The sequence below is a fragment of the Enterobacter sp. BIDMC 27 genome (assembly GCF_000534415.1).
GTDB lineage: Bacteria > Pseudomonadota > Gammaproteobacteria > Enterobacterales > Enterobacteriaceae > Enterobacter > Enterobacter hormaechei_C.
In genome coordinates, this window is the sequence record NZ_KI973178.1 from 2,558,899 (window position 1) to 2,581,479 (window position 22,581).

The 22,581-nt window shown below is 57.9% G+C and carries 19 protein-coding genes; 9 read left to right on the forward strand and 10 right to left on the reverse strand.

Annotated elements, in window-relative coordinates; translation table 11 throughout:
* The first annotated feature begins 115 nt into the window (after window positions 1-115).
* Complete coding sequence (locus L463_RS10630; protein ID WP_017384777.1) at window positions 116-1,036, forward strand: DMT family transporter; 921 nt, start codon at window positions 116-118, stop codon at window positions 1,034-1,036.
* Between the two features lie 110 nt (window positions 1,037-1,146).
* On the opposite strand, the gene rutG is transcribed toward L463_RS10630, so the two are convergent.
* The 7 genes from rutG to rutA are packed head-to-tail and all read right to left on the reverse strand — an operon-like array spanning window position 1,147 to window position 6,581.
* Window positions 1,147-2,469 (reverse strand): pyrimidine utilization transport protein G, encoded by a 1,323-nt coding sequence (gene rutG / locus L463_RS10625; RefSeq protein ID WP_032104866.1) that lies wholly within the window; start codon window positions 2,467-2,469, stop codon window positions 1,147-1,149.
* Between the two features lie 21 nt (window positions 2,470-2,490).
* On the reverse strand, window positions 2,491-2,982 hold the full coding sequence (rutF, locus tag L463_RS10620; protein WP_032673178.1) for an NADH-dependent FMN reductase RutF: 492 nt from the start codon (window positions 2,980-2,982) through the stop codon (window positions 2,491-2,493).
* Window positions 2,983-2,994: 12 nt separating this feature from the next.
* Window positions 2,995-3,585 carry a malonic semialdehyde reductase gene (locus L463_RS10615; protein WP_032104810.1) on the reverse strand — a complete coding sequence of 197 codons (591 nt, stop codon included), beginning with the start codon at window positions 3,583-3,585 and terminating at the stop codon, window positions 2,995-2,997.
* Window positions 3,586-3,594: 9 nt separating this feature from the next.
* Complete coding sequence (gene rutD, locus L463_RS10610) at window positions 3,595-4,395, reverse strand: pyrimidine utilization protein D (RefSeq protein WP_032104812.1); 801 nt, start codon at window positions 4,393-4,395, stop codon at window positions 3,595-3,597.
* Between the two features lie 7 nt (window positions 4,396-4,402).
* Window positions 4,403-4,789 carry a pyrimidine utilization protein C gene (gene rutC, locus L463_RS10605; RefSeq protein WP_015570870.1) on the reverse strand — a complete coding sequence of 129 codons (387 nt, stop codon included), beginning with the start codon at window positions 4,787-4,789 and terminating at the stop codon, window positions 4,403-4,405.
* Window positions 4,790-4,800: 11 nt separating this feature from the next.
* The gene (gene rutB, locus L463_RS10600) at window positions 4,801-5,490 is read right to left on the reverse strand and encodes a pyrimidine utilization protein B (RefSeq protein WP_032104814.1); all 690 of its coding nucleotides are present in this window, start codon (window positions 5,488-5,490) and stop codon (window positions 4,801-4,803) included.
* A complete protein-coding gene (gene rutA, locus L463_RS10595) occupies window positions 5,490-6,581 on the reverse strand; it encodes a pyrimidine utilization protein A (protein WP_003858092.1) in 1,092 nt (363 codons plus the stop codon). The genes rutB and rutA overlap by 1 nt, the downstream gene beginning before the upstream one ends.
* A gap of 245 nt (window positions 6,582-6,826) precedes the next feature.
* Between rutA and rutR the strand changes: the two genes are divergently transcribed.
* Window positions 6,827-7,465: an HTH-type transcriptional regulator RutR gene (gene rutR / locus L463_RS10590; protein ID WP_032673179.1), complete on the forward strand. Its 639-nt coding sequence runs from the start codon at window positions 6,827-6,829 to the stop codon at window positions 7,463-7,465.
* Here rutR and L463_RS10585 read toward each other — a convergent pair.
* Window positions 7,462-7,857 (reverse strand): lysozyme inhibitor LprI family protein, encoded by a 396-nt coding sequence (locus tag L463_RS10585; RefSeq protein ID WP_017384770.1) that lies wholly within the window; start codon window positions 7,855-7,857, stop codon window positions 7,462-7,464. The genes rutR and L463_RS10585 overlap by 4 nt on opposite strands.
* Window positions 7,858-7,957: 100 nt before the next feature.
* Window positions 7,958-11,920 carry a trifunctional transcriptional regulator/proline dehydrogenase/L-glutamate gamma-semialdehyde dehydrogenase gene (gene putA, locus L463_RS10580; protein WP_032104815.1) on the reverse strand — a complete coding sequence of 1,321 codons (3,963 nt, stop codon included), beginning with the start codon at window positions 11,918-11,920 and terminating at the stop codon, window positions 7,958-7,960.
* Between the two features lie 422 nt (window positions 11,921-12,342).
* On the opposite strand from putA, the gene putP reads away from it, so the two are divergent.
* The gene (putP, locus tag L463_RS10575) at window positions 12,343-13,851 is read left to right on the forward strand and encodes a sodium/proline symporter PutP (RefSeq protein ID WP_032104817.1); all 1,509 of its coding nucleotides are present in this window, start codon (window positions 12,343-12,345) and stop codon (window positions 13,849-13,851) included.
* Window positions 13,852-13,922: 71 nt separating this feature from the next.
* Window positions 13,923-14,342: a DUF3574 domain-containing protein gene (locus L463_RS10570; RefSeq protein WP_032104818.1), complete on the forward strand. Its 420-nt coding sequence runs from the start codon at window positions 13,923-13,925 to the stop codon at window positions 14,340-14,342.
* A 72-nt stretch (window positions 14,343-14,414) separates the two neighbouring features.
* On the opposite strand, the gene L463_RS10565 is transcribed toward L463_RS10570, so the two are convergent.
* On the reverse strand, window positions 14,415-15,599 hold the full coding sequence (locus L463_RS10565; protein ID WP_017384766.1) for a NupC/NupG family nucleoside CNT transporter: 1,185 nt from the start codon (window positions 15,597-15,599) through the stop codon (window positions 14,415-14,417).
* A gap of 251 nt (window positions 15,600-15,850) precedes the next feature.
* Here L463_RS10565 and efeU point away from each other — a divergent pair, with 251 nt between their 5' ends.
* The 5 genes from efeU (at window position 15,851) to L463_RS10540 (ending at window position 22,354) form a co-directional block, all read left to right on the forward strand.
* Window positions 15,851-16,684, forward strand: coding sequence for an iron uptake transporter permease EfeU (gene efeU / locus L463_RS10560; RefSeq protein WP_023303410.1), 834 nt, complete (start codon window positions 15,851-15,853; stop codon window positions 16,682-16,684).
* Window positions 16,685-16,724: 40 nt separating this feature from the next.
* A complete protein-coding gene (efeO, locus tag L463_RS10555) occupies window positions 16,725-17,852 on the forward strand; it encodes an iron uptake system protein EfeO (protein WP_023303411.1) in 1,128 nt (375 codons plus the stop codon).
* 3 nt (window positions 17,853-17,855) lie between these two features.
* Window positions 17,856-19,139 (forward strand): iron uptake transporter deferrochelatase/peroxidase subunit, encoded by a 1,284-nt coding sequence (efeB, locus tag L463_RS10550; protein ID WP_023296295.1) that lies wholly within the window; start codon window positions 17,856-17,858, stop codon window positions 19,137-19,139.
* Between the two features lie 499 nt (window positions 19,140-19,638).
* Window positions 19,639-20,430 (forward strand): phosphate starvation-inducible protein PhoH, encoded by a 792-nt coding sequence (phoH, locus tag L463_RS10545; RefSeq protein WP_032104881.1) that lies wholly within the window; start codon window positions 19,639-19,641, stop codon window positions 20,428-20,430.
* A 418-nt stretch (window positions 20,431-20,848) separates the two neighbouring features.
* Window positions 20,849-22,354 (forward strand): alanine/glycine:cation symporter family protein, encoded by a 1,506-nt coding sequence (locus L463_RS10540; RefSeq protein ID WP_017384761.1) that lies wholly within the window; start codon window positions 20,849-20,851, stop codon window positions 22,352-22,354.
* Window positions 22,355-22,581: the final 227 nt, after the last annotated feature.

Genomic DNA, 22,581 nt, shown 5'->3' on the forward strand with positions numbered 1-22,581 from the left:
ACGCCGGGTTAACTCCCTGCCGCCGGGTTTCCCGGCGGTTTTTTTATGTCTGCTACATTGAACTGTCATCAAAGGCATCGCACACTACAGGATTGATTCTTCGTGCTGGTGTCCCATGTCCGTTTCCCGTTTTACCTTCTCCATTAAGCCTCAGGAAGCCATCCTGATTTTGATCACCATGTTCTGGGGCGGAACCTTTCTTGCCGTTCAGTACGCGGTCACGATGAGCGATCCGTTTTTCTTCGTGGGGCTGCGCTTTGCAACCGCGGCGATTGCCGTGGCGCTTATTTCGCTGAAAACCCTGCGCGGGTTGACCCTGAGAGAGCTTAAAGCGGGTGTCGCCATTGGCGTGGCGATTGCCATGGGCTACAGCCTGCAAACGTGGGGGCTCCAGTCTATCTCCAGCAGTAAATCCGCCTTCATCACCGCCATGTACGTACCGCTGGTGCCGCTGTTGCAGTGGTTGTGCCTCGGCAGAATGCCGGGCTTGATGTCGTGCATTGGCATCGTGCTGGCGTTCATCGGCCTTATTTTATTAGCCGGGCCGGAAAATAATCTGCTGGCGCTGGGGCCGGGGGAGATCATCACTCTGGTGGGGGCCGTCGCCATTGCGGCAGAAATTATCCTGATTAGCGCCTGGGCAGGAAAAGTGGACGTCAAGCGGGTGACGGTGGTGCAGCTTACCACCGCGTCGCTGGTGGCGTTCGCGACGATGGTGCCGGCAGGGGAGTCCGTCCCGCCGATGTCTACCGGGCTTATCGTCGTGGCGCTGGGGCTGGGCATTTTCAGCGCCATTATCCAGGTCACCATGAACTGGGCGCAGCGCAGCGTATCCCCGACACGGGCGACGGTCATTTATACCGGTGAACCGGTGTGGGCGGGTATTTTCGGGCGACTCGCCGGGGAGCGTCTGCCCCTGCTGGCGCTGGTGGGCGCGGCGTTTATTATCGCCGGGGTGCTGGTGAGCGAGTTGAAGTTAAAAAAACGACGTAAGGCGACTGCCGGATTGAGCGCTGAACAAGGGGCAGATAGCTAATAACGCGCAGCCTGCTCGTTTAGCCCGGCGGCGCTTCGCTTGCGCGGGCCTACTTGCCAATTGTAGGCCGGGTAAGCGTAGCGTCACCCGGCAAGAAAGCGGCACGTATTTCAGGTGGAGCGGGTGATGGCTTTTCCTTGCGGTACATCCCTTTTCCGGCGGCTCAGCAGGGCGTTGAGCAGGATCGCGCCGAAGGTCGCCGTGCCAATCCCGCCCACCGTAAACCCGCCCAGCGTCAGGGCGAAATCACCCGCCCCCAGCACCAGCGTTACCGCCACCATGATCAGGTTACCGTTCTGGCTCAGATCAACATGGTTCTGCACCCAGATGCGTGCCCCCGCGACGGCAATCAGACCAAATACCACAATCGAGGCGCCGCCAATCACGGGGGCCGGGATGGTGTGGATCAATGCGCCGAATTTTGGGGAAAAACCGAGCAGCATCGCCATCACCGCCGCCGCCACGAAGACCAGCGTCGAATAGACTTTGGTCACTGCCATCACGCCGATGTTTTCCGCGTAGGTGGTCACGCCGCTGCCGCCGACCGAGCCGGAGAGCATGGTCGCCAGACCGTCTCCCACAAACGCCCGCCCCATATACGGATCCATATTGCGCCCGGTCATTCCCGCTACGGCTTTCAGGTGGCCCAGGTTTTCAGCCACCAGAATCACCGCGACAGGCGCGATGAGCATCATCGCCTGAGCGTTAAAGGTGGGTGAGGTTATCTGCGGCAGGCCGAACCAGGCGGCCTGGTGAATCAGTGTGAAATCAACCGGTTTGCCGAGACCGAACACGTTCGCCAGCAGCGCGTAGACCAGACAGGCCGCAATCAGCCCGACCAGGATCAGCAGCCGTTGGATCATGCCGCGCGTAAAGACCGCCACCACGCCGATGCACAGCACCGTTATCACCGCCATCCAGCTTTCAAATGGTGAGCCGGAAACGCTCTTCACCGCAATCGGCGCGAGGTTCAGGCCTATCGCCATCACCACCGCCCCGGTGACGACGGGGGGCATCATCCGCTCGATCCAGCGCGTGCCGACTTTCATCACCACCAGACCGGTCAGGGTGTAGACCAGCCCACAGGCGATAATGCCGCCGAGAGCCACGCTCAGGTTGGGGTTAATACCCTGACCGTTAAACCCGGTCGCTGCAATGACCACCCCCACGAAGGCGGCGCTGGAGCCCAGATAGCTGGGCACACGCCCGCCGGTGACAAAAAAGAACAGCAGGGTACCCATACCCGACATCAAAATGGCGAGGTTAGGATCCAGCCCCATCAGCATGGGCATCAGCACCGTCGCACCAAACATCGCGACCGCATGCTGCACGCCCATCACCATGGTCTGCCCGAGCGGGAGCCTTTCATCCGGCGCGACCACGCCTTCTTCTGTGGAGGTCGATTTCAACTGCCAGTGGGGAAGTCCGAACATGATCTGTCTCCTGAATGCGGATTAACAGGCGGGTCGCATAAGCGCGTGATAGCCGCGGTCGAACCACACCAGCCCTTGCGGCGCCGGGTGGCGTACGATGGATACAATGTCGCAAAACAGAATGTCGTGAGTGCCAACGCTCACCACCTGGCTGATACGGCAGTCGAACGAGGCCAGCGCATTTTCCAGACGCGGGCAGCCCGTGTCGCCTGTCTGCCAGCGGGCAGCGGCAAAGCGGTCCGCCATCGGCGTTTTCCCGCCAAACAGGTTGGATAAAGGCTCCTGTCCGGCACTCAGCGTGTTAACGCACAGGGTGCGGTTCTCGCTGAAAATCGGCCAGACCGACGCGCCGCGGTTCAGGCACACCAGCAGGGTAGGCGGGGAATCCGTGACGCTGCATACCGCGCTGGCGGTGAAGCCCGCCATTCCCGCGGGGCCGTCGGTGGTGATGATATTGACCGCTGCGCCGACGCAGGCCATGGCGTCGCGAAAGGTTTGTTTATCCGGTGTCATCACGTTCGCTCCTTACGCCAGCCCGCAGGCATCGTCAAAGGCCAGACGCGGCAGGCGTCCGTACAGTTTGGTCGTATCGCCATAGCCGATGTTAATCAGCAGATTGCTTTTGAGTAGCGTGCCCGTGAAAAAGGCCGCGTCCACTTTTTCCCGGTCAAAACCCGACATCGGCCCGGTGTCCAGCCCGAGCGCGCGGCAGGCGAAAATCAGGTACGCGGCCTGCATTGAGCTGTTGCGAAAGGCGGTCTCTTCCGCCAGCGCGGGGCTTGCGGTAAACCAGCTTCTGGCATCGCCGTGTGGGAACAGTTCAGGCAGGCGCTCATAAAACTCGCTGTCCCAGGCGACAATCGCCGTGACCGGGGCAGTGAGCGTTTTCTCAAGGTTGCCGCTGGAGAGCGCCGGGCGCAGCTTCTCTTTTCCTTCCGGGCTTCGCACAAACACAATGCGCGCCGGGGAGCAGTTGGCGGACGTCGGCCCCCATTTCATCAGGTCATAAATCTCGCGCAGCGTCTCGTCACTGACCGGTATATCCAGCCAGCCGTTATGGGTACGTGCGCCGGTAAACAGCGTTTCCAGCGCGGCGGGCGTGATGGCTTCGCTCATTCAAGCTCCTTACAAAGCGGGTTCTGGGCTGTGCAGCAGGCTGGCAAGCCCGTTCAGCAGCAGAGTGTTAAAGATGTCCGGCACGGTCACATTGCAGGCATGCCCGCCCTGGCGTATGACCGTTTTGCGGGCGTGCGGGAGAGCGGCGTGCAGTTCAGCGGAGCAGACGGACGGCACCAGCAGATCGTCGGTGGAACAGATAATCTGCACGGGGCAGCGAACGCGTGCAGCGTGGCGGCTGAAATCGGCCTGTTTCAGGGCATCCAGCCTGCGCAGCAGATTGGCTTTGCCCTGAAAATGGGCCAGCGCCAGCGCGTCCTCGGCCTCCAGCCGCGGGGCGCGGGCGGCCATCCAGTCTGCCGGGTAGAGGAACAACGGCTGTGCCTCTACCCACGCCTGCGCCCCGCCCGCATGCAGCAGACGTTCGCGAATGTCAAAACAGCGGCGGGTATGGGCATTGAGGGTCAGCCAGCCGTTGACGCAGACCAGCGCGGTGAGGGCGTCGGGCTTATCGATAGCCAGCCGCAGACCGACCAGCGCCCCCAGCGCGTGGCCGACCACGCAGTAACGGGCGATCCCGGCCCCGGCTAACGCCAGCGCAAGCTCGTCGGCCATGTGTGCGAGGGTGTAGTCTTCCGGCAGGGTATCCGGGTTGTTCCCCGTGCCCCGCTGGTCGTAGCACACCACCTGATACTCCTGCCCCAGCACGGCGAGCTGGGGCAGCCAGTAGCTGCCGCTGCCGCCGAGCCCGGCAATCAGTACCACCACGGGCGCGCCCGCAAAGGGGGGCGGTGAAATGGACAGTATCATGGCCGCCTCACTTCGCGATGTGCGCAACGGTGGCAATTTCAACCAGCGCTTCGGGCTTTACCAGCCCGCACTGGATGCAAAACCGCGCCGGTTTATCGCCGGGGAAAAACTCCGCGTAAATCTCGTTAATCGCGGCGTAGTTTTTCCAGTCGGTGATAAAGATGCTGTTGAAGGTCACGTCCTCCATCGTCCCACCCGCCGTTTCGATCACGGTTTTGATTGTCTCCAGCACGTGGCGGGTTTGCGCCTTTGGGTCATCGATAAACACCACGTTGTTGTCTTTATCAAACGGCAGCGTGCCCGAGACATACACCACGCCGTCGGCGAGGGTGCCGGGGACAAACGGGGCAATCGGGGTGCTGGTGCCCGGCGGAATAATCACGGATTTCGGCATAGCGGTTCTCCTCAGGCGATGCGGGCGAGCGGGGGATCCAGCGCGTCGCAGAAATCATTGACGTTACTGACCCAGCCAAAAAAGGTTTCGATATTGAACAGGGCGGCTTTCTGGGCAAAATCCGGCCCGGCCTGATGGGTGGCATCCTCCAGCACCACCCCAAAATACTCGAGGAAAAAGCCGTCGCGCAGGGTCGACTCCACGCACACGTTGGTGGCAATGCCCGTAAAGACCAGATGGCGAATGCCCCGGCTGCGCAGCAGGCTGTCGAGCGGGGTATTGAAAAAGCCGCTGTAGCGCGGTTTCGGCAGCACGATATCGCCGGATTCCGGTACCAGCTCATCCACCAGCTGATAATCCCAGCCGCCTTTCGCCAGCAGCGTGCCCTGGAGTTCGGGCCGTTGGCGCATGGTTTTCAGGGCGTTGGATTTGTGAAAGTTGGGTGAGCCGGGACCGCCAGCCTCGACGTACTGGTCGTCCCAGCCGTTCTGGAACCAGACGATCAGCATGCCCGCAGCACGTGCGGCGCTCACGGCGGTTTTGATGTTCTCAATCACCGGCTGCGTGGTGGAGACGTCAAACCCGGCCAGATCCAGATACCCGCCTTTACTGGCATAGGCGTTTTGCATATCCACCACGATCAGCGCGCTGCGCTGCGCGTTAAAGGTAATGGCTTCCGGGCGAGCGTTGAGGGTCGTCATTACGCCACCTCCTTCGTCACGGCAGGGATGTGGGCGCGGCACTGCATCAGCGGCTGAATGCGCTCGCCGAAAGTTTCCACGCCGGTGAGAAAATCATCGAAGGTCAGCAGCACGCCTTCGGCGCCGGGCACGGCAGCCACTTCGTCGAGCATTCTGGCGACGCTGGCATACGAGCCAACCAGGGTGCCCATGTTGATATTGACGGCAGACGTCGGGTCGGCCATCTGGCGAACGTTGGTGTCCGCGCCGGAGCGGGTATCCTTCTGGCTCTGCTCGGTAAGCCAGCTCAGCGCTTCGTCATCCGCGCCGTCCTTGTATCGTTCCCATTTGGCGCGCGCGGCGTCATCGGTTTCGTCGGCAATCACCATAAACAGCACGTAGGAACCCACGTCGCGCCCGGTTTTGTCGGCCGCCGCTTTCATGCGTGCCGCGGTGGGCGCGAAGGCGGCAGGGGTGTTAACGCCTTTGCCGAAGCAGAAGTTAAAGTCGGCGTATTTCGCCGAGAATTCCATTCCCGCGTCGCTCTGCCCGGCGCAGATAACCTTCATCGGCACCGACGGCTGTGGGCTGACGCGGCAGTCGTTCATGGTGAAGAAGTCGCCTTTGAAATCGCTTTTGCCGGTGCCCCACAGATCGCGCAGCACCTGCACATATTCGGTCAGGTAGTCGTAGCGACGGGAGAAGTAATCGTCCCCCGGCCAGATCCCCATCTGCTCGTACTCCGGCTTTTGCCAACCGGTGACCAGGTTAACGCCAAAGCGCCCCCCGGAGATGGAGTCGATGGTGGAGGCCATCCGCGCCACGATTGCCGGGGGAAGGGTAAGGGTGGCGGCGGTGGCGTAAATCTGGATGCGCGAGGTTACCGCCGCCAGGCCCGCCATCAGGGTGAAGGACTCCAGGTTGTGGTCCCAGAATTCGGTCTTACCGCCGAAACCGCGCAGCTTGATCATCGAGAGCGCAAAGTCGAAGTGGTAGTGCTCCGCTTTCTGCACGATGGCTTTATTCAGCTCAAAGGTCGGCATGTATTGCGGGGCAGTGGTTGAGATAAGCCAGCCGTTGTTGCCGATCGGTACAAATACGCCAATTTTCATCACGAACCTCTCTTCATTACGTCGCAGGTGTCACGATGTTTTTGCAAAGGCAGTGCCAGTTTTGAAAATCACTTTGTTATTAATGTGTTAAATGATGGTTGTTAAAATTAACAGCGAAAATGTGGACTGGATGGTCAAAATCATTGCACAGAAAACAGGCACTCATGCGCGCTGAGGGTGCAGAAGGTCGTGGCGAGACGGGGGTTTTGCTATGCTGAGCGCAGGACAGAAAATGGAGAGCGAAAATGACACAAGGCGCAGTGAAAACACCCGGTAAACGTTCGCAGGCGGTGAGCGCCAAGAAACAGGCGATCCTCAGCGCTGCGCTGGAGACATTTTCGCAGTTTGGTATTCACGGCACGCGCCTTGAGCAGGTGGCCGAGCAGGCCGGGGTGTCCAAAACCAATCTGCTCTACTACTACCCGTCAAAAGAGGCGCTCTATATCGCGGTGATGCAGCAGATCCTCGATATCTGGCTGGGACCTCTCAAGGCGTTTCGCGAAGAGCTGGCCCCGCTGGTGGCGATAGAGGAGTACATACGCCTGAAGCTGGAGGTATCGCGTGATTACCCGCAGGCATCAAGGCTGTTCTGCCTGGAGATGTTGCAGGGCGCGCCGCTGTTGCAGGCGGAGCTGACCGGCGATTTAAAGCAGCTGGTGGACGATAAATCAGCCATTATTGCCGGATGGGTCGCCAGCGGAAAACTGGCGCCCGTCGATCCGCATCATCTGATCTTCATGATTTGGGCCTCAACCCAGCACTACGCTGACTTCGCGGCCCAGGTCGAGGCGGTGACCGGTAAAACGCTCCAGGACGAGGCGTTTTTCCAGAGCACCCTGGAAAACGTACAACGGATGATTATCGAAGGGATCCGCGTGCGCTAGTTTCCCGGCGGAAGAGGACAGCTTAAGTCGCCCTCTTCACACTGCATCAGCGTGGCCAGAAACGCTTCGCGCTCCGCGGTTTTCTCCGCCAGACACTGGTTCACAATCATTGGCTGAACGCTCCCGCCTTCCGTACCCGAACCGATAAACGCACAGTCCGCGTCGCGCAGGCTAATCCACGCCTGCTGCGCCTTTTTCAGGAGATCGCGCTGAGGCGCTGCCGCACGTTTGATGGCGGCCTGATACGTCTCGTTGAGCTTTTTATCGGCGGCCTGGTACTGCTGCGCGCTACAGGTGTTCAGTTCAAGCTGGGTGGTCGCGTTATCGCACTCGTCGGCCAGCGCGCTGGCGCTCATGAGCAGGGCTGCACCTGCGAGAAATACTCTTTTCATCATCCCCTCCATGTAAAAAAGCCGGATACGCTGTGCTTATCCGGCCTGGGCTATTTTGTAGCCCCGGTAAGCGTAGCGTCACCGGGGAGAGTTTACACGATTAACCGATTGTCATCAGGCTGGCGTTACCGCCCGCCGCCGCGGTGTTAACGCTGAGCGAGCGCTCAACGTACAGGCGCTCCAGCAGCAGGTTGGTCTCCCCGCGGGCGAAGCCCTGCACCGAGACAATCGCGCCGCTGCGGGCCGCCACCTGCTCGCACAGTTCGCGTAGCTGGTCGGAATCACCGTGGTAGATCACCGCGTCAAACGGCTGGGTCAGCAGGGCATCGGCCTTCGCAAAGCGAATGCGGGCCGAGACCGCTTTTGGCAACTGTTTGGCGAGGTCGCGATGCAGGGCATCTTCCGGCCACAGCACCTCACAGCCCGTTGCCGTTGCGGCTGCCAGCTGCACCAGTGCATCCTCCTCGTTATCCGCCACGCACAGCACACGCTCGCGCGGCATCAGCGTCCAGGTGTTGCGCTCACCGGTTGGACCCGGCAGCAGACGCTGTGTTCCCGCCTGCGCCAGCTCGCCGTACTGCTGTGCAATCGCATGCAGCTCGGGACGATTTTCAGCCCACTTAATCAGCGCGTCCAGCGGCTGGATCAGCACGGCTTTCACCTGCGCATCCACCGGATATTCCGCGTCCTGACGCGCCAGCGTCACGCCCAGCGCATTTTCCGGACGGTTTGCTAGCAGGCGGTACAGATAGAGCGGACCGCCCGCTTTCGGGCCGGTGCCGGAGAGACCTTCACCGCCGAACGGCTGCACGCCCACGACCGCGCCAACCATGTTGCGGTTGACGTACAGGTTGCCGACTTTAGCATTGCCGGTCACCTGGGCAATGGTTTCGTCGATACGGGTATGCACGCCAAGCGTCAGGCCGTAACCCGAAGCGTTGATCTGATCGATCAGCTCGTTGAGGTTGTTACGGTTGTAGCGCACCACGTGCAGTACCGGACCGAAGACCTCTTTTTTCAGCTCGTCGAAGCTTGCCAGCTCAATCAGCGTTGGCGGCACGAAGGTGCCGGTCTGCCACTCGCGGGCATCTTCGCTGTTCTCGCGCACCGCCTGGAACACCGGACGGCCTTTGGCACGCATGGTCTGAATGTGGTTTTCAATGTTGGCTTTGGCTTCCGCGTCGATGACCGGCCCGATGTCGGTGGTGAGACGGCCCGGGTTGCCCATGCGGCATTCCGCCATCGCACCGCGCAGCATCTTCAGCGTGTGGTCAGCCACGTCATCCTGTAAGCACAGTACGCGCAGGGCGGAACAGCGTTGGCCCGCGCTGTCGAAGGCAGAGGCCAGCACGTCAACGACGACCTGCTCGGTGAGCGCGGAGGAGTCCACGATCATGGCGTTCATGCCGCCGGTTTCAGCGATCAGCGGGGTAGGACGGCCCTGCGCATCCAGACGGGTGGCGATGTTGCGTTGCAGCAGGGAGGCCACTTCGGTCGAACCGGTAAACATCACGCCGCGTACGCGGTTATCGGAGGTCAGTTTGGCCCCGACCGTTTCACCGCGCCCTGGCAGCAGCTGCACCACGCCCGCCGGTACGCCCGCTTCCAGCAGAATGCTAATGCCCTGGGCGGCAATCAGCGGGGTCTGCTCTGCCGGTTTTGCCAGCACGCTGTTGCCTGCGGCCAGCGCCGCGGCAATCTGGCCGGTGAAGATCGCCAGCGGGAAGTTCCACGGGCTGATACACACCACCGGGCCAAGCGGACGGTGGGTTTCGTTGTCGAAATCATCGCGCACCTGACCGGCGTAGTAGTGCAGGAAGTCGACCGCCTCGCGCACTTCGGCGATGGCGTTGCTGAAGGTTTTACCCGCTTCACGCACCAGAATGCCGATAAGCTGCTGCATCTGACCTTCCATCAGCACCGCCGCGCGTTCCAGAATGGCGGCACGCTCCTGCGGCGGGGTGGCAAACCAGATTGGCGCGTTGTTCACCGCGCTCTCCAGGGCCTGCTCCACTTCCGCTTCCGTGGCCTCGCGCACGTAGCCGACGATGTCCTTCGGCTCTGCCGGGTTGATCACCGGCTGCATTTCACCGTCCTCAACGGACTGCTCAAGGATCGGCCTGGCCTGCCACTTCTGCAATGCGCTGTTTAGCAGGGCAGAAGAGAGCGACGCCAGACGGTGTTCGTTCGCCAGATCCAGACCCGCCGAGTTGACGCGGCCCGCGCCGTACAGCTCGCGCGGCAGGGCAATTTTCGGATGCGGCAGACCAATCTGGCCTTCCTGCGCTGCCAGCTTCTCAACGGCCTGCACCGGATCGGCCACCAGTTCGTCCAGCTGCAGGGTGGTATCGGCGATGCGGTTAACGAAGGAGGTGTTCGCCCCGTTCTCCAGCAGACGACGCACCAGGTAGGCCAGCAGGGTTTCGTGGGTACCTACCGGGGCATAGATTCGGCACGGACGGTTCAGCTTGCCGTCGGCCACTTTACCGGTCACTTGCTCGTACAGCGGTTCACCCATGCCGTGCAGGCACTGGAACTCGTACTGGCCCGGATAGTAGTTTTGCCCGGCCAGGCTGTAGATCGCCGCCAGGGTGTGGGCGTTGTGGGTGGCGAACTGAGGATAAATCAGGTTCGGCACGCCGAGCAGTTTTTTCGCGCAGGCGAGGTAAGAGACGTCGGTATAGACCTTGCGGGTATAGACCGGATAACCTTCCAGACCTTCCATCTGGGCGCGTTTGATTTCGCTGTCCCAGTAGGCGCCCTTCACCAGACGGATCATCAGGCGGCGACGGCTGCGGCTGGCCAGGTCAATCAGGTAGTCAATGACGAACGGACAGCGTTTCTGGTAGGCCTGGATAACGAAACCAATCCCGTTCCAGCCCGCCAGCTCCGGCTCGAAGCACAGTTTTTCCAGCAGGTCGAGGGAGATCTCCAGACGGTCCGCCTCTTCGGCGTCGATGTTGATGCCGATGTCATACTGGCGCGCCAGCAGGGTCAGGGACTTCAGGCGCGGGTAGAGTTCTTCCATCACCCGGTCGTACTGCGCACGGCTGTAGCGCGGGTGCAGGGCGGAAAGCTTGATAGAGATGCCCGGACCTTCATAAATACCGCGACCGTTGGACGCTTTACCGATGGCGTGGATCGCCTGCTGGTAAGAGACCATGTAGGCCTGCGCGTCGGCGGCGGTCAGCGCCGCTTCACCCAGCATGTCGTAGGAGTAGCGGAAGCCTTTGTCTTCCAGCTTGCGGGCGTTCGCCAGCGCTTCGGCAATGGTTTCCCCGGTGACGAACTGCTCGCCCATCAGGCGCATCGCCATGTCCACGCCCTTGCGGATCAGCGGCTCGCCGCTCTTGCCGATGATGCGGTTCAGAGAGCGCGACAGGTTGGCTTCGTTATGGGTGGAGACCAGCTTGCCGGTAAACAGCAGGCCCCAGGTGGCGGCGTTAACGAACAGGGACGGACTGCGGCCAATGTGGGAGTGCCAGTTGCCGTTGCTGATTTTGTCGCGGATCAGGGCATCGCGGGTGGCTTTATCCGGAATACGCAGCAGCGCTTCCGCCAGACACATCAGCGCCACGCCTTCCTGCGAGGAGAGGGAGAACTCCTGCAACAGACCCTGCACCATACCGGCGCGTCCGCTGGCGGTTTTCTGGTTACGCAGCTTGTCGGCGAGCTGATACGCGAGGCTGTGCGCCTGGGCGGCAACGGCTTCCGGCAGGCGCGCCTGCTCCAGCAGCATCGGCACGGCGTCGGTTTCGGCACGGCGGTAGGCGCCGGTAATGGCGGCGCGGCTGACGGACTGCGGCAGGATCTGCTCGGCAAATTCGAGGAACGGCTGGTGGTTCTCTTCAACGGCCGTCGCGGCCTCTTCGCTTTCGTTCGCTGCGCCCGCCAGCAGAGCAGGCAGCTCCGGCAGACCTTCTTCACTCTCCAGTCTTTCCAGATAGTTAAAAATCGCCTGCTTGATTAACCAGTGCGGTGTGCGGTCGATGCGGGTCGCAGCGGTTTTAATCCGTTCGCGGGTAGCGTCATCCAGCTTAACCCCCATGGTGGTCATCCCCATGCCAAAACTCCTGTTGTTCTGTAGTAGCGTTCTGTTGATAGCGTGAAATATCCACCATGTTGCAACTTTGTGCAACCGTGTTAAATGTGACCTGGTCTGCAAGCTGGAAAATGAATGGATTGTTAACGATTAGTTAGCTGTGAAAAAGAACGTGCGGCCGTTTCTGAGCCCAGTTTTTATGCGGTGCTTAACACTTTTTAAAGGTGCAACCCGTAAAAGCGTGAGCGAGTGCAACCTATAGGAAAGACGTATAAAACCAGGGATGAAATTCATGTAAATGCAGTGTTAAATCGTTTGTCAGTGGGATGCGTATACGGCAGGATAGCGCGCCCAACGGAAACACATACACACATCACTACGTTCCGGTGATGACATAACAAGGCAACCCGGACGGTTGTCGCTCGACATTTTGGAGAATTTGAATGGCTATTAGCACACCGATGCTGGTGACATTTCTCGTTTATATTTTTGGCATGATCCTGATAGGGTTTTTGGCATGGCGTTCAACGAAAAACTTTGACGACTATATCCTCGGCGGGCGCAGCTTAGGCCCGATGGTCACCGCACTCTCTGCGGGCGCTTCCGACATGAGCGGCTGGCTGCTGATGGGGCTGCCGGGCGCGATTTTCATCTCCGGTATCTCCGAAAGCTGGATCGCCATCGGTCTGACCGTCGGCGCGTGGATCAACTGGAAGCTGGTGGCAGGCCGTCTGCGCGTGCACACCGAAGCCAACAACAACGCCCTGACGCTGCCGGACTACTTCACCGGACGCTTTGAAGATAACAGCCGTATCCTGCGCATTATCTCCGCGGTGGTGATCCTGCTGTTCTTCACCATCTACTGTGCCTCCGGCATCGTGGCGGGCGCGCGCCTGTTCGAAAGCACCTTCGGCATGAGCTATGAAACCGCCCTGTGGGCCGGCGCCGCAGCAACCATCCTCTATACCTTCGTGGGCGGATTCCTGGCGGTAAGCTGGACCGATACCGTGCAGGCGAGCCTGATGATCTTCGCCCTGATCCTGACTCCGGTGATTGTCATTTTCACCGTCGGCGGCTTTGGCGAATCGCTGGAAGTGATCAAGCAGAAGAGCATCGAAAACGTCGATATGCTGAAAGGGCTGAACTTCGTCGCCATTGTCTCTCTGATGGGCTGGGGCCTGGGCTACTTCGGCCAGCCGCACATTCTGGCGCGCTTCATGGCGGCGGATTCTCACCACACCATCGTTCACGCGCGTCGCATCAGCATGACGTGGATGATCCTGTGTCTGGCGGGGGCGTGTGCGGTCGGCTTCTTCGGTATCGCGTACTTCAACAACAACCCGGCGCAGGCGGGCGCGGTGAACCAGAACGCCGAGCGCGTATTCATCGAGCTGGCGCAGATCCTGTTCAACCCGTGGATTGCCGGTATTCTGCTCTCCGCGATCCTGGCGGCGGTGATGTCCACCCTGAGCTGTCAGCTGCTGGTGTGCTCCAGCGCCATCACCGAAGACCTCTACAAAGCGTTCCTGCGTAAGGGCGCGAGCCAGAAAGAGCTGGTGTGGGTAGGGCGCTTTATGGTGCTGGTGGTCGCCTTGATTGCCATTGCGCTGGCGGCAAACCCGGAAAACCGCGTCCTGGGGCTGGTGAGCTACGCCTGGGCGGGCTTCGGCGCCGCGTTTGGCCCGGTGGTGCTGTTCTCTGTACTGTGGTCACGCATGACCCGTAACGGCGCGCTGGCAGGGATGATTATCGGTGCGGTTACCGTTATCGTCTGGAAACAGTTCGCGTGGCTGGGGCTGTACGAAATCATTCCGGGCTTCTTCTTCGGCAGCCTCGGTATCGTGGTGTTTAGCCTGCTGGGTAAAGCGCCGTCTGCGTCTATGCAGAAACGCTTTGCGGAGGCGGACGCGCACTATCACTCAGCGCCGCCGTCTAAGCTCCAGGCTGAGTAATTTCCCCTCACCCTAACCCTCTCCCCGGTGGGGAGAGGGAACAGACCGTTCACCAGTGTGAGTAATAATAAATGATGATTAAAACAGGGTTGATGGCGGCGGCATTCGTGATGCTGGCGGGCTGTACCGCACCCGCACAGCACGCAGCGGTAGAAACCTGCAAAGCAGAAAATCAGATGCAGCAGACCACGCTCTATTTCGGCTTAAACCGTCCTGCCGGGGCGCAAATTACAGGCAACGAATGGCAGCAGTTTGTCGACCAGGACGTGACGCCACGCTTTCGCGATGGTTTAACGGTATTTGATGCGCGCGGTCAGTGGCTGGGGAATGATGGAAAAGTGGCGCGCGAGCCGAGCAAGGCATTGATGCTGATCCACGCTAAAGACGCGCAGAGTGAGAAGAATATCGAAGCGTTGCGCGGGATCTATAAGTCAAGCTTCGCGCAGGAGTCGGTGATGCGGGTCGACCAGCCGGTGTGCGTGCAGTTTTAATGAAAACGGCGGGATAACCCGCCGTTGTTGTATCGTAGGCCCGTGCAAGCGAAGCGCCGCCGGGCACAAAACTTACAGCACCAACCCCGCAAAGCTCGCCGACAGCAGGCTTACCAGCGTTGCCCCGTATACAAGGCGTAAACCAAACCGCGACACCACGTTACCCTGTTGCTCATTCAGACCTTTTATTGCCCCCGCCACAATGCCAATGGAAGCGAAGTTAGCGAACGATACCAGGAACACGGACAAAATCCCCAGCCCGCGCGGTGACATTTGATGGGCTATTTTTTGCAGCTCGATCATCGCCACAAATTCATTCGCCACCAGTTTAGTTGCCATAATGCTCCCCGCGCTTAAGGCATCGCTCAGCGGAATACCAATAAGCCACGCCAGCGGATAAAACACATAACCCAGAATCTGCTGGAAGCTCATGCCAAATATGCCGGAGAAGAGGGCGTTAATGGCGCTAATAAGGGCGATAAAGCCAATCAGCATCGCCAGAATAATCATCGCCACCTTAAAACCGGCCAGAATATACTCGCCCAGCATTTCAAAGAAGCTCTGGGATTCGTGCAGTTTTTCCAGCCTGATATCCGGCTCCGCTTCCGGGCGGGCCGGGTTAATGACCGAAAGAATAATAAAGGTGCTGAACATGTTCAGGATCAGCGCCGCGACGACAAACCTGGCGTCGAGCATAGTCATATAGGCCCCGACAATCGACAGCGAAACCGTCGACATGGCCGTGGCAGCCATCGTAAACAGACGACGCGAGGAGAGATCGCCCAGCACGCCTTTGTAGGCAATGAAGTTTTCCGACTGACCGAGGATCAGCGAACTCACCGCGTTAAAGGATTCCAGCTTGCCCATGCCGTTCAGTTTTGACAGCAGCGTCCCGATCACCCGAATAAAGATCGGCAGAATACGCCAGTGCTGAAGAATACCAATCAGCGCCGAGATAAAAATAATGGGGCAGAGCACGCCAAGGAAAATGAACGCCAGCCCTTTTTCACCCATCCCGCCAAAGACAAAATTCGTCCCTTCGGCAGCGAATTTAAGCAGCGACTCAAAGAAACCGGAAACGTATTTAATAATAAACAGGCCGCTTTCTGCGTGGAGGAAAAAGAACGCCAGCGCGATTTCGATCACGATCAGCTGTAAAACGAAACGAATACGAATTTTTCGGCGGTCGAAACTCACCAGCCAGGCGAGCGCAAGAATAATCACCAGCGCCAGCAGGAAATGGACAATTTTAAACATGGCTTATTTTCAGTTGGTTTTCGAGGCGGACATTTAGCCACAGCCCCGGTTAACCGTAAATGGGCATTTTCGTTATACCTTATAAACGTAACGGTTACTCAGGCAATTATTACTCCGCAATGCGTTTACATCTGGTCATCAAAACGCAACACATTTCGCTTGTTTTTCTTGTTGCCGTAATGATAATCACTATCACAAGAATTTACTTTTCTTTGCATCAGTTGACCGCGATAAACATTTAAGGTGTCGGCATGTTTGTTCCTTTTCTCATTATGTTACGTGAAGGCCTTGAAGCGGCCCTGATTGTTAGCCTTATCGCCAGTTATCTGAAGCGTACCCAGCGCGGACGCTGGATTGGCGTGATGTGGGTTGGGGTTTTCCTTGCTGCGGCGCTCTGCCTGGGCCTCGGTATCCTCATCAACGAAACCACCGGGGAGTTCCCGCAGAAAGAGCAGGAGCTGTTTGAAGGGATCGTCGCCGTGATTGCGGTGGTGATCCTCACCTGGATGGTGTTCTGGATGCGCAAGGTCTCCCGTAACGTGAAGGTACAGCTTGAGCAGGCGGTGGATAACGCCCTGCAAAAAGGCAACCACCACGGCTGGGCGCTGATCATGATGGTCTTTTTCGCCGTGGCGCGTGAAGGCCTGGAGTCTGTGTTCTTCCTGCTCGCGGCTTTTCAGCAGGACGTGGGCATCTGGCCCCCACTGGGCGCGGTGCTCGGGCTGGCCACGGCGGTTGTGCTTGGCTTCCTGCTCTACTGGGGCGGCATTCGTCTTAACCTGGGGGTGTTCTTCAAGTGGACCAGCCTGTTTATTCTGCTGGTGGCCGCAGGGCTGGCGGCAGGGGCGATCCGCGCCTTCCACGAAGCGGGTCTGTGGAACCACTTCCAGGACGTGGCGTTCGATCTCAGCAACGTCCTGTCGACCCATTCACTGACCGGTACCCTGCTCGAAGGGATCTTCGGCTACCAGGAAACGCCGAGCGTCAGCGAAGTGGCGATGTACTTTATCTATCTGGTTCCGGCGCTGATCCTGTTCGCTATGCCGCCGCGTACCGGCTCGCAGACGTCGCGCGTAGCGCCGTAAGTGCTGTTTTAGTTACAACATACTTTTAAAGGGAAGAGTCATGGCCATTCAGTTCCGTCGTAGTGCGTTATGCGCAGGCATTGCCGCGCTGTTCGTGTCTGCCTTCACCGCTCAGGCGGCAGATATTCCGCAGGTAAAAGTCACCGTCAACGATAAACAGTGCGAGCCGATGACCATCACGGTTAACAGCGGTAAAACGCAGTTTATTATTCAGAACCACAGCCAGAAGGCGCTGGAGTGGGAAATTCTGAAAGGCGTGATGGTGGTGGAAGAGCGCGAGAATATCGCGCCGGGCTTCAGCCAGAAGATGACCGCAAATCTTCAGCCCGGGGAATATGACATGACCTGCGGCCTGCTGACTAACCCGAAAGGTAAGCTGATCGTCAAAGGCGCAGCGACGGCGGATGCGGCCAAAGGCACGGCGCTGCTGAGCCTCGGCGACGCCATTACCGCCTATAAAGCCTACGTCACCAAAGAGACAGCGGACCTGGTGGCAGGCACCAAAGCCTTTACCGACGCGGTGAAAGCGGGCGACATCGAAAAAGCGAAATCCCTGTATGCGCCTACCCGTCAGCACTACGAGCGCATTGAGCCGATTGCCGAACTGTTCTCTGACCTCGATGGCAGCATTGACGCCCGTGAAGACGACTACGAGCAGAAGGCCGCCGATCCGAAATTCACCGGCTTCCACCGTCTGGAAAAAGCCCTGTTTGGCGATAACTCCACCAGTGGGATGGAGAAATACGCCGAGCAGCTCAACAGCGACGTGCTGGAGCTGCAAAAACGCATCAGCGAGCTGGCATTCCCACCGTCGAAAGTGGTGGGTGGCGCAGCGGGCCTGATTGAAGAAGTGGCCGCCAGCAAAATCAGCGGTGAAGAAGATCGTTACAGCCACACCGACCTGTGGGACTTCCAGGCGAACGTCGACGGCGCACAGAAAATTGTCGATCTGCTGCGGCCTCAGCTGCAAAAAGAGAACGGCGAGCTGCTGGCGAAAGTGGATGCCAACTTTAAGAAAGTTGACGCTATCCTGGCGAAATACCGCACCAAAGACGGGTTCGAAACCTACGACAAGCTGACCGATGCTGACCGTAACGCGCTGAAAGGCCCGATAACCACCCTGGCGGAAGATCTCTCCCTGCTGCGTGGCGTACTGGGTCTGGATTAAGCGATGAACAAGCATGACGAATACGACGTGGCGGAACCTTCCCGACGTCGGTTGTTAAAAGGGGTAGGGGCGCTGGGCGGCGCGTTTGCCCTGGCGGGAGGCTGTCCGGTGGCGCATGCGGCAAAACCGCAAAGCGCCCCTGGCACGCTCTCCCCGGATGCGCGTATGGAAACGCAGCCGTTTTATGGTGAGCACCAGGCGGGGATCCTGACGCCGCAGCAGGCCTCGATGATGCTGGTGGCTTTCGATTCGCTGGCGAGTGATAAAGCCGACCTTGAGCGTCTGTTCAGGCTGTTGACCACGCGTATTGCCTTTCTCACCGCCGGCGGTCCCGCACCGGAAACACCGAATCCGCGCCTGCCGCCGATGGATTCCGGCATCCTCGGCGCGTTTATCGCTCCCGATAATCTGACCATTACCGTGTCGGTGGGGGAATCGCTGTTTGATGATCGCTACGGACTGGCGAAGCAGAAGCCGAAAGCGCTGCAAAAAATGACGCGATTCCCGAATGATTCTCTTGACGCGGCGCTGTGCCACGGCGATCTGCTGTTGCAGATCTGCGCTAATACCCAGGATACGGTGATCCATGCCCTGCGCGATATTATCAAGCACACCCCGGATCTGCTGAGCGTGCGCTGGAAGCGGGAAGGTTTTATCTCTGACCACGCCGCGCGCAGTAAAGGGAAAGAGACGCCGGTCAACCTGCTGGGCTTCAAAGACGGCACCGCCAACCCGGACAGCAGCAATACCGCGTTGATGAAGAACGTGGTATGGGTGACGGCGGATCAGGGCGAACCGGCCTGGGCGGTCGGAGGCACCTATCAGGCGGTGCGTATCATTCAGTTCCACGTGGAGTTCTGGGACCGCACGCCGCTGAAAGAGCAGCAAACTATCTTCGGTCGCGATAAGCAAACCGGCGCACCGCTCGGCATGAAGCACGAGCACGATGAACCCGACTACGCCCGCGATCCGAACGGGGATGTCATCGCGCTGGACAGCCATATTCGCCTCGCCAATCCTCGCACCAAAGAGACGCAATCCAGCCTGATGATGCGCAGGGGCTACAGCTACTCGCTGGGGGTGACCAACTCCGGTCAGCTTGATATGGGACTGCTGTTTGTCTGCTATCAGCACGATCTGGAGAAGGGATTCCTCACCGTGCAGAAGCGGCTCAACGGCGAAGCGCTGGAGGAATATATTAAGCCCATCGGCGGCGGCTATTTCTTTGCCCTGCCCGGCGCGCGTGACGCGAACGCCTGGCTCGCTCAGGGTCTGATAGAAGCCTGATAATCGTCCCTGCGACAGTTCGCGGGGACATTATTTTTTCGAAGGACTATCTTAATGTTATATTTCTGTAATATTTCTATATAAGACTGATTTTCCATGTAGGGGTAGTCCTAAAGTTGCATTCAGGTAAAATAAATGTTGCATTTATGATAATTCCTGATGTACTTAAGAGAAGACAGCGGTAGTTCCCGGCAGTGATGCTAACTCACTATGGAGATCGCGAATGGTTGCGTCCTGTACTGGACAAGGTAAACACATCAACCGCAGTACCCGGCGCGGAGGCTCAGACTCCGGCAGCGATTTCTTCACCACCAAATTCTCTCCTTCACCTCAAGAACCTTTTTCTACCGACGTGCATAACGGTGCGCGTAGCCGTTGTATATCGTCATCCGGTAATGCAAGCAATGGCTTACAAGGAAGCCAACCCTCTGATGTTCGTGCGCATAATCGTGCCGATGCTGGCGCGTGTGATGAATACCAACAACTCAAGGTGCTATCCATGGGAAGACAGAAAGCAGTGATCAAAGCTCGTCGTGAAGCAAAACGTGTGCTGAGACGGGATTCACGTAGCCATAAGCAGCGTGAAGAAGAATCGGTCACCTCGCTTGTGCAGATGAGCGGCGTAGAAACCATTGGCATGGCGCGGGACAGCCGCGATGCATCGCCAATTGTGGCGCGGAATGAAGCTCAGGCGCACTACCTGAATGCTATCGAGAGTAAACAGCTCATCTTTGCAACCGGGGAAGCCGGATGCGGGAAAACCTGGATCAGCGCCGCCAAAGCGGCGGAGGCGCTGATTCATAAGGACGTGGAAAGGATCATCGTTACCCGTCCGGTACTGCAAGCGGATGAAGATCTGGGCTTCCTGCCCGGCGATATTTCCGAGAAGTTTGCCCCGTACTTCAGGCCCGTCTATGACGTGCTGGTGAAGCGGTTGGGCGCTTCCTTTATGCAGTACTGCCTGCGACCAGAGATTGGCAAGGTGGAAATCGCGCCGTTCGCCTATATGCGCGGACGTACATTTGAAAATGCGGTCGTTATTCTTGACGAGGCTCAGAACGTGACCGCTGCGCAAATGAAGATGTTTTTAACGCGCCTCGGGGAGAACGTGACGGTTATCGTCAACGGCGATATTACCCAGTGTGACCTGCCGTCGGGCGTGAAGTCCGGCCTGAGCGATGCCATGTCACGTTTTGATGAAGATGAGATGATAGGGGTGGTCCGCTTCACAAAAGAGGACTGCGTCCGCTCAGCGCTGTGCCAACGAACGCTGGAAGTGTACTCCGACTAAGATCATTTCACATTTTAAGTCATTTCTTCCCGGCGTTATGCCGGGAAGCTTCCTTTATTCCCTCTGCACGCGTGGCTTTTTTAAATCATATTTATTTCCTATAGCATTCAACGGGATTTACGCCCCGTTTTGCGGTAATAATAATATTACTGTTAATTTGCTGCGAACGCTTTTTATACAGGTCACGGAAATGTGATATGTATTTATAATACCCACAAAATATCTATGAATATAATGATCATGCTAATTGTTGGTTTAAAATTAAACGTGAATGTTGTCACAGAACATGACTAAGCAGTAAAAATTAAGTTGGTGTCTTTTGGGTAATTATCTATGTTTCGTACTTGTTCAGACAAAATTCTAAAAAGAAACTCGCCAGGGGATCGTTTCCTCTGGAACATCACGCTAAGGGTCATACATGAACGAACTGGTTAGTGCAATTAATGGTGTTATCTGGAGCCCGGCGTTAATATTTTTATGTCTGGGTGTCGGCCTCTATTTCTCGCTGCGTAGTCGCTTTCTGCAATTACGGCATATAAAACTTATGATTACCCTGATGTTTCAGGGGCGTCCTACCGAGGCAGGCGTGTCGTCGTTTCAGGCGCTGACGATGACGCTGGCGGGCCGCGTGGGGACAGGGAATATTGCCGGTGTAGCGACCGCCATTACCTTTGGTGGACCCGGTGCGCTTTTCTGGATGTGGATCGTGGCATTTTTGGGGGCAAGCTCTGCTTTTGTCGAATCCACGTTAGGTCAGGTTTATAAAGAGAAAATTAACGGCGAATATCGTGGTGGTCCTGCCTTTTATATTGAGAAAGGGTTAGGCGTGAAGTGGTACGCATGGTTATTTGCCATCGTAACGATTTTCTCCTGCGGATTATTACTGCCAGGTGTGCAGGCAAACTCTATTGGTGCGAGCCTGGATATTGCCTTTGGTCTGAGCCCAAATGTCACGGCGGCGTTACTTGCTGTGCTGTTGAGTTTTATTATTTTTGGTGGCGTAAAAAGGATTGCCAGCTTTAGCAGTATGGTGGTTCCGTTTATGGCGCTCGGCTATATTATTGTCGCGTGCGTGATTATCGCTATCAATATTGATCAGCTTCCTTCAGTTATATTGCTGATCTGGAAAAGTGCTTTTGGCCTTGAAGCTGGGTTTGGCGCTATTCTGGGCCAGGCCATCATGTGGGGCGTGAAGCGTGGCGTCTATTCCAACGAGGCGGCGCAGGGTACCGGGCCACATGCCTCCTCGGCGGCGGCCGTAAGCCATCCGGTGAAACAGGGGCTGGTTCAGGCGTTCTCCGTGTACATCGACACGCTGTTTGTCTGCTCCGCGACCGGGTTTATGCTGTTGATCACCGGGCTGTATAACGTGCAGGGCGTCGACGGCGCAGCGCTCTATACCGGAATAGCGGGCGTGGCCGCAGGACCGGGATATGTCCAGACGGCAATGGAAAGTATGATGCCGGGCTTCGGTAATTACTTTGTTGCCATCGCGCTGTTCTTCTTTGCCTTCACCACGATCATTGCTTACTACTACATCGCTGAAACGAATATCGCCTACATCAACCGTAAGATTCATCGCCCGTGGCTGACGTTCCTGCTCAAGCTGTGTCTGATGGCTTCGACGGTATATGGCACGGTACGCACCGCGGATCTGGCCTGGGGATTAGGGGATATCGGCGTAGGGCTGATGGCATGGCTCAACATTATTGCCATCGTTCTGTTGCATAAAAAAGCGTTTGCCAGCCTGAAGGATTATGAAATCCAGAATGCACAGGGGTTGGATCCACACTTTGACCCGGTTCGGCTGGGGATTAAAAATGCGGATTACTGGCTGGAGGAGCGTAAGGATGAAGCGGGTTTGAATATTGGCCAGAGACTTGCTCCCGAGGGAAAGCAACCGGCTGGAAAGCTGAATAGCTGAGGAATGGTTGAGACAGGCCCGTGCTTTTGTACGGGCTTTTTTTTGTAGGTGAGGCAGCTCGTGTCGCACCGGGGGGGATTGACTCGCTTCGCTCGCCCTGCGGGCAGCCTGTTCGCTATGCTCTCAGTCTGTCCAACTGGCTGCCGCCAGTTGTCGAACCCCAGTCGGGGGTTCTCATCCCCCCTTTTCGGAGAATATAAAAGAAAAAAGCCCGTACTTTCGTACGA

Excerpts from the sequence above, each read along its gene's own strand:
- L463_RS10630 (WP_017384777.1), top strand. The coding sequence starts at position 116 with ATGTCCGTTTCCCGTTTTACCTTCTCCATTAAGCCTCAGGAAGCCATC.
- rutG (WP_032104866.1), bottom strand. The coding sequence starts at position 2,469 with ATGTTCGGACTTCCCCACTGGCAGTTGAAATCGACCTCCACAGAAGAA.
- rutF (WP_032673178.1), bottom strand. The coding sequence starts at position 2,982 with ATGACACCGGATAAACAAACCTTTCGCGACGCCATGGCCTGCGTCGGC.
- L463_RS10615 (WP_032104810.1), bottom strand. The coding sequence starts at position 3,585 with ATGAGCGAAGCCATCACGCCCGCCGCGCTGGAAACGCTGTTTACCGGC.
- rutD (WP_032104812.1), bottom strand. The coding sequence starts at position 4,395 with ATGATACTGTCCATTTCACCGCCCCCCTTTGCGGGCGCGCCCGTGGTG.
- rutC (WP_015570870.1), bottom strand. The coding sequence starts at position 4,789 with ATGCCGAAATCCGTGATTATTCCGCCGGGCACCAGCACCCCGATTGCC.
- rutB (WP_032104814.1), bottom strand. The coding sequence starts at position 5,490 with ATGACGACCCTCAACGCTCGCCCGGAAGCCATTACCTTTAACGCGCAG.
- rutA (WP_003858092.1), bottom strand. The coding sequence starts at position 6,581 with ATGAAAATTGGCGTATTTGTACCGATCGGCAACAACGGCTGGCTTATC.
- rutR (WP_032673179.1), top strand. The coding sequence starts at position 6,827 with ATGACACAAGGCGCAGTGAAAACACCCGGTAAACGTTCGCAGGCGGTG.
- L463_RS10585 (WP_017384770.1), bottom strand. The coding sequence starts at position 7,857 with ATGAAAAGAGTATTTCTCGCAGGTGCAGCCCTGCTCATGAGCGCCAGC.
- putA (WP_032104815.1), bottom strand. The coding sequence starts at position 11,920 with ATGGGGATGACCACCATGGGGGTTAAGCTGGATGACGCTACCCGCGAA.
- putP (WP_032104817.1), top strand. The coding sequence starts at position 12,343 with ATGGCTATTAGCACACCGATGCTGGTGACATTTCTCGTTTATATTTTT.
- L463_RS10570 (WP_032104818.1), top strand. The coding sequence starts at position 13,923 with ATGATGATTAAAACAGGGTTGATGGCGGCGGCATTCGTGATGCTGGCG.
- L463_RS10565 (WP_017384766.1), bottom strand. The coding sequence starts at position 15,599 with ATGTTTAAAATTGTCCATTTCCTGCTGGCGCTGGTGATTATTCTTGCG.
- efeU (WP_023303410.1), top strand. The coding sequence starts at position 15,851 with ATGTTTGTTCCTTTTCTCATTATGTTACGTGAAGGCCTTGAAGCGGCC.
- efeO (WP_023303411.1), top strand. The coding sequence starts at position 16,725 with ATGGCCATTCAGTTCCGTCGTAGTGCGTTATGCGCAGGCATTGCCGCG.
- efeB (WP_023296295.1), top strand. The coding sequence starts at position 17,856 with ATGAACAAGCATGACGAATACGACGTGGCGGAACCTTCCCGACGTCGG.
- phoH (WP_032104881.1), top strand. The coding sequence starts at position 19,639 with ATGGGAAGACAGAAAGCAGTGATCAAAGCTCGTCGTGAAGCAAAACGT.
- L463_RS10540 (WP_017384761.1), top strand. The coding sequence starts at position 20,849 with ATGAACGAACTGGTTAGTGCAATTAATGGTGTTATCTGGAGCCCGGCG.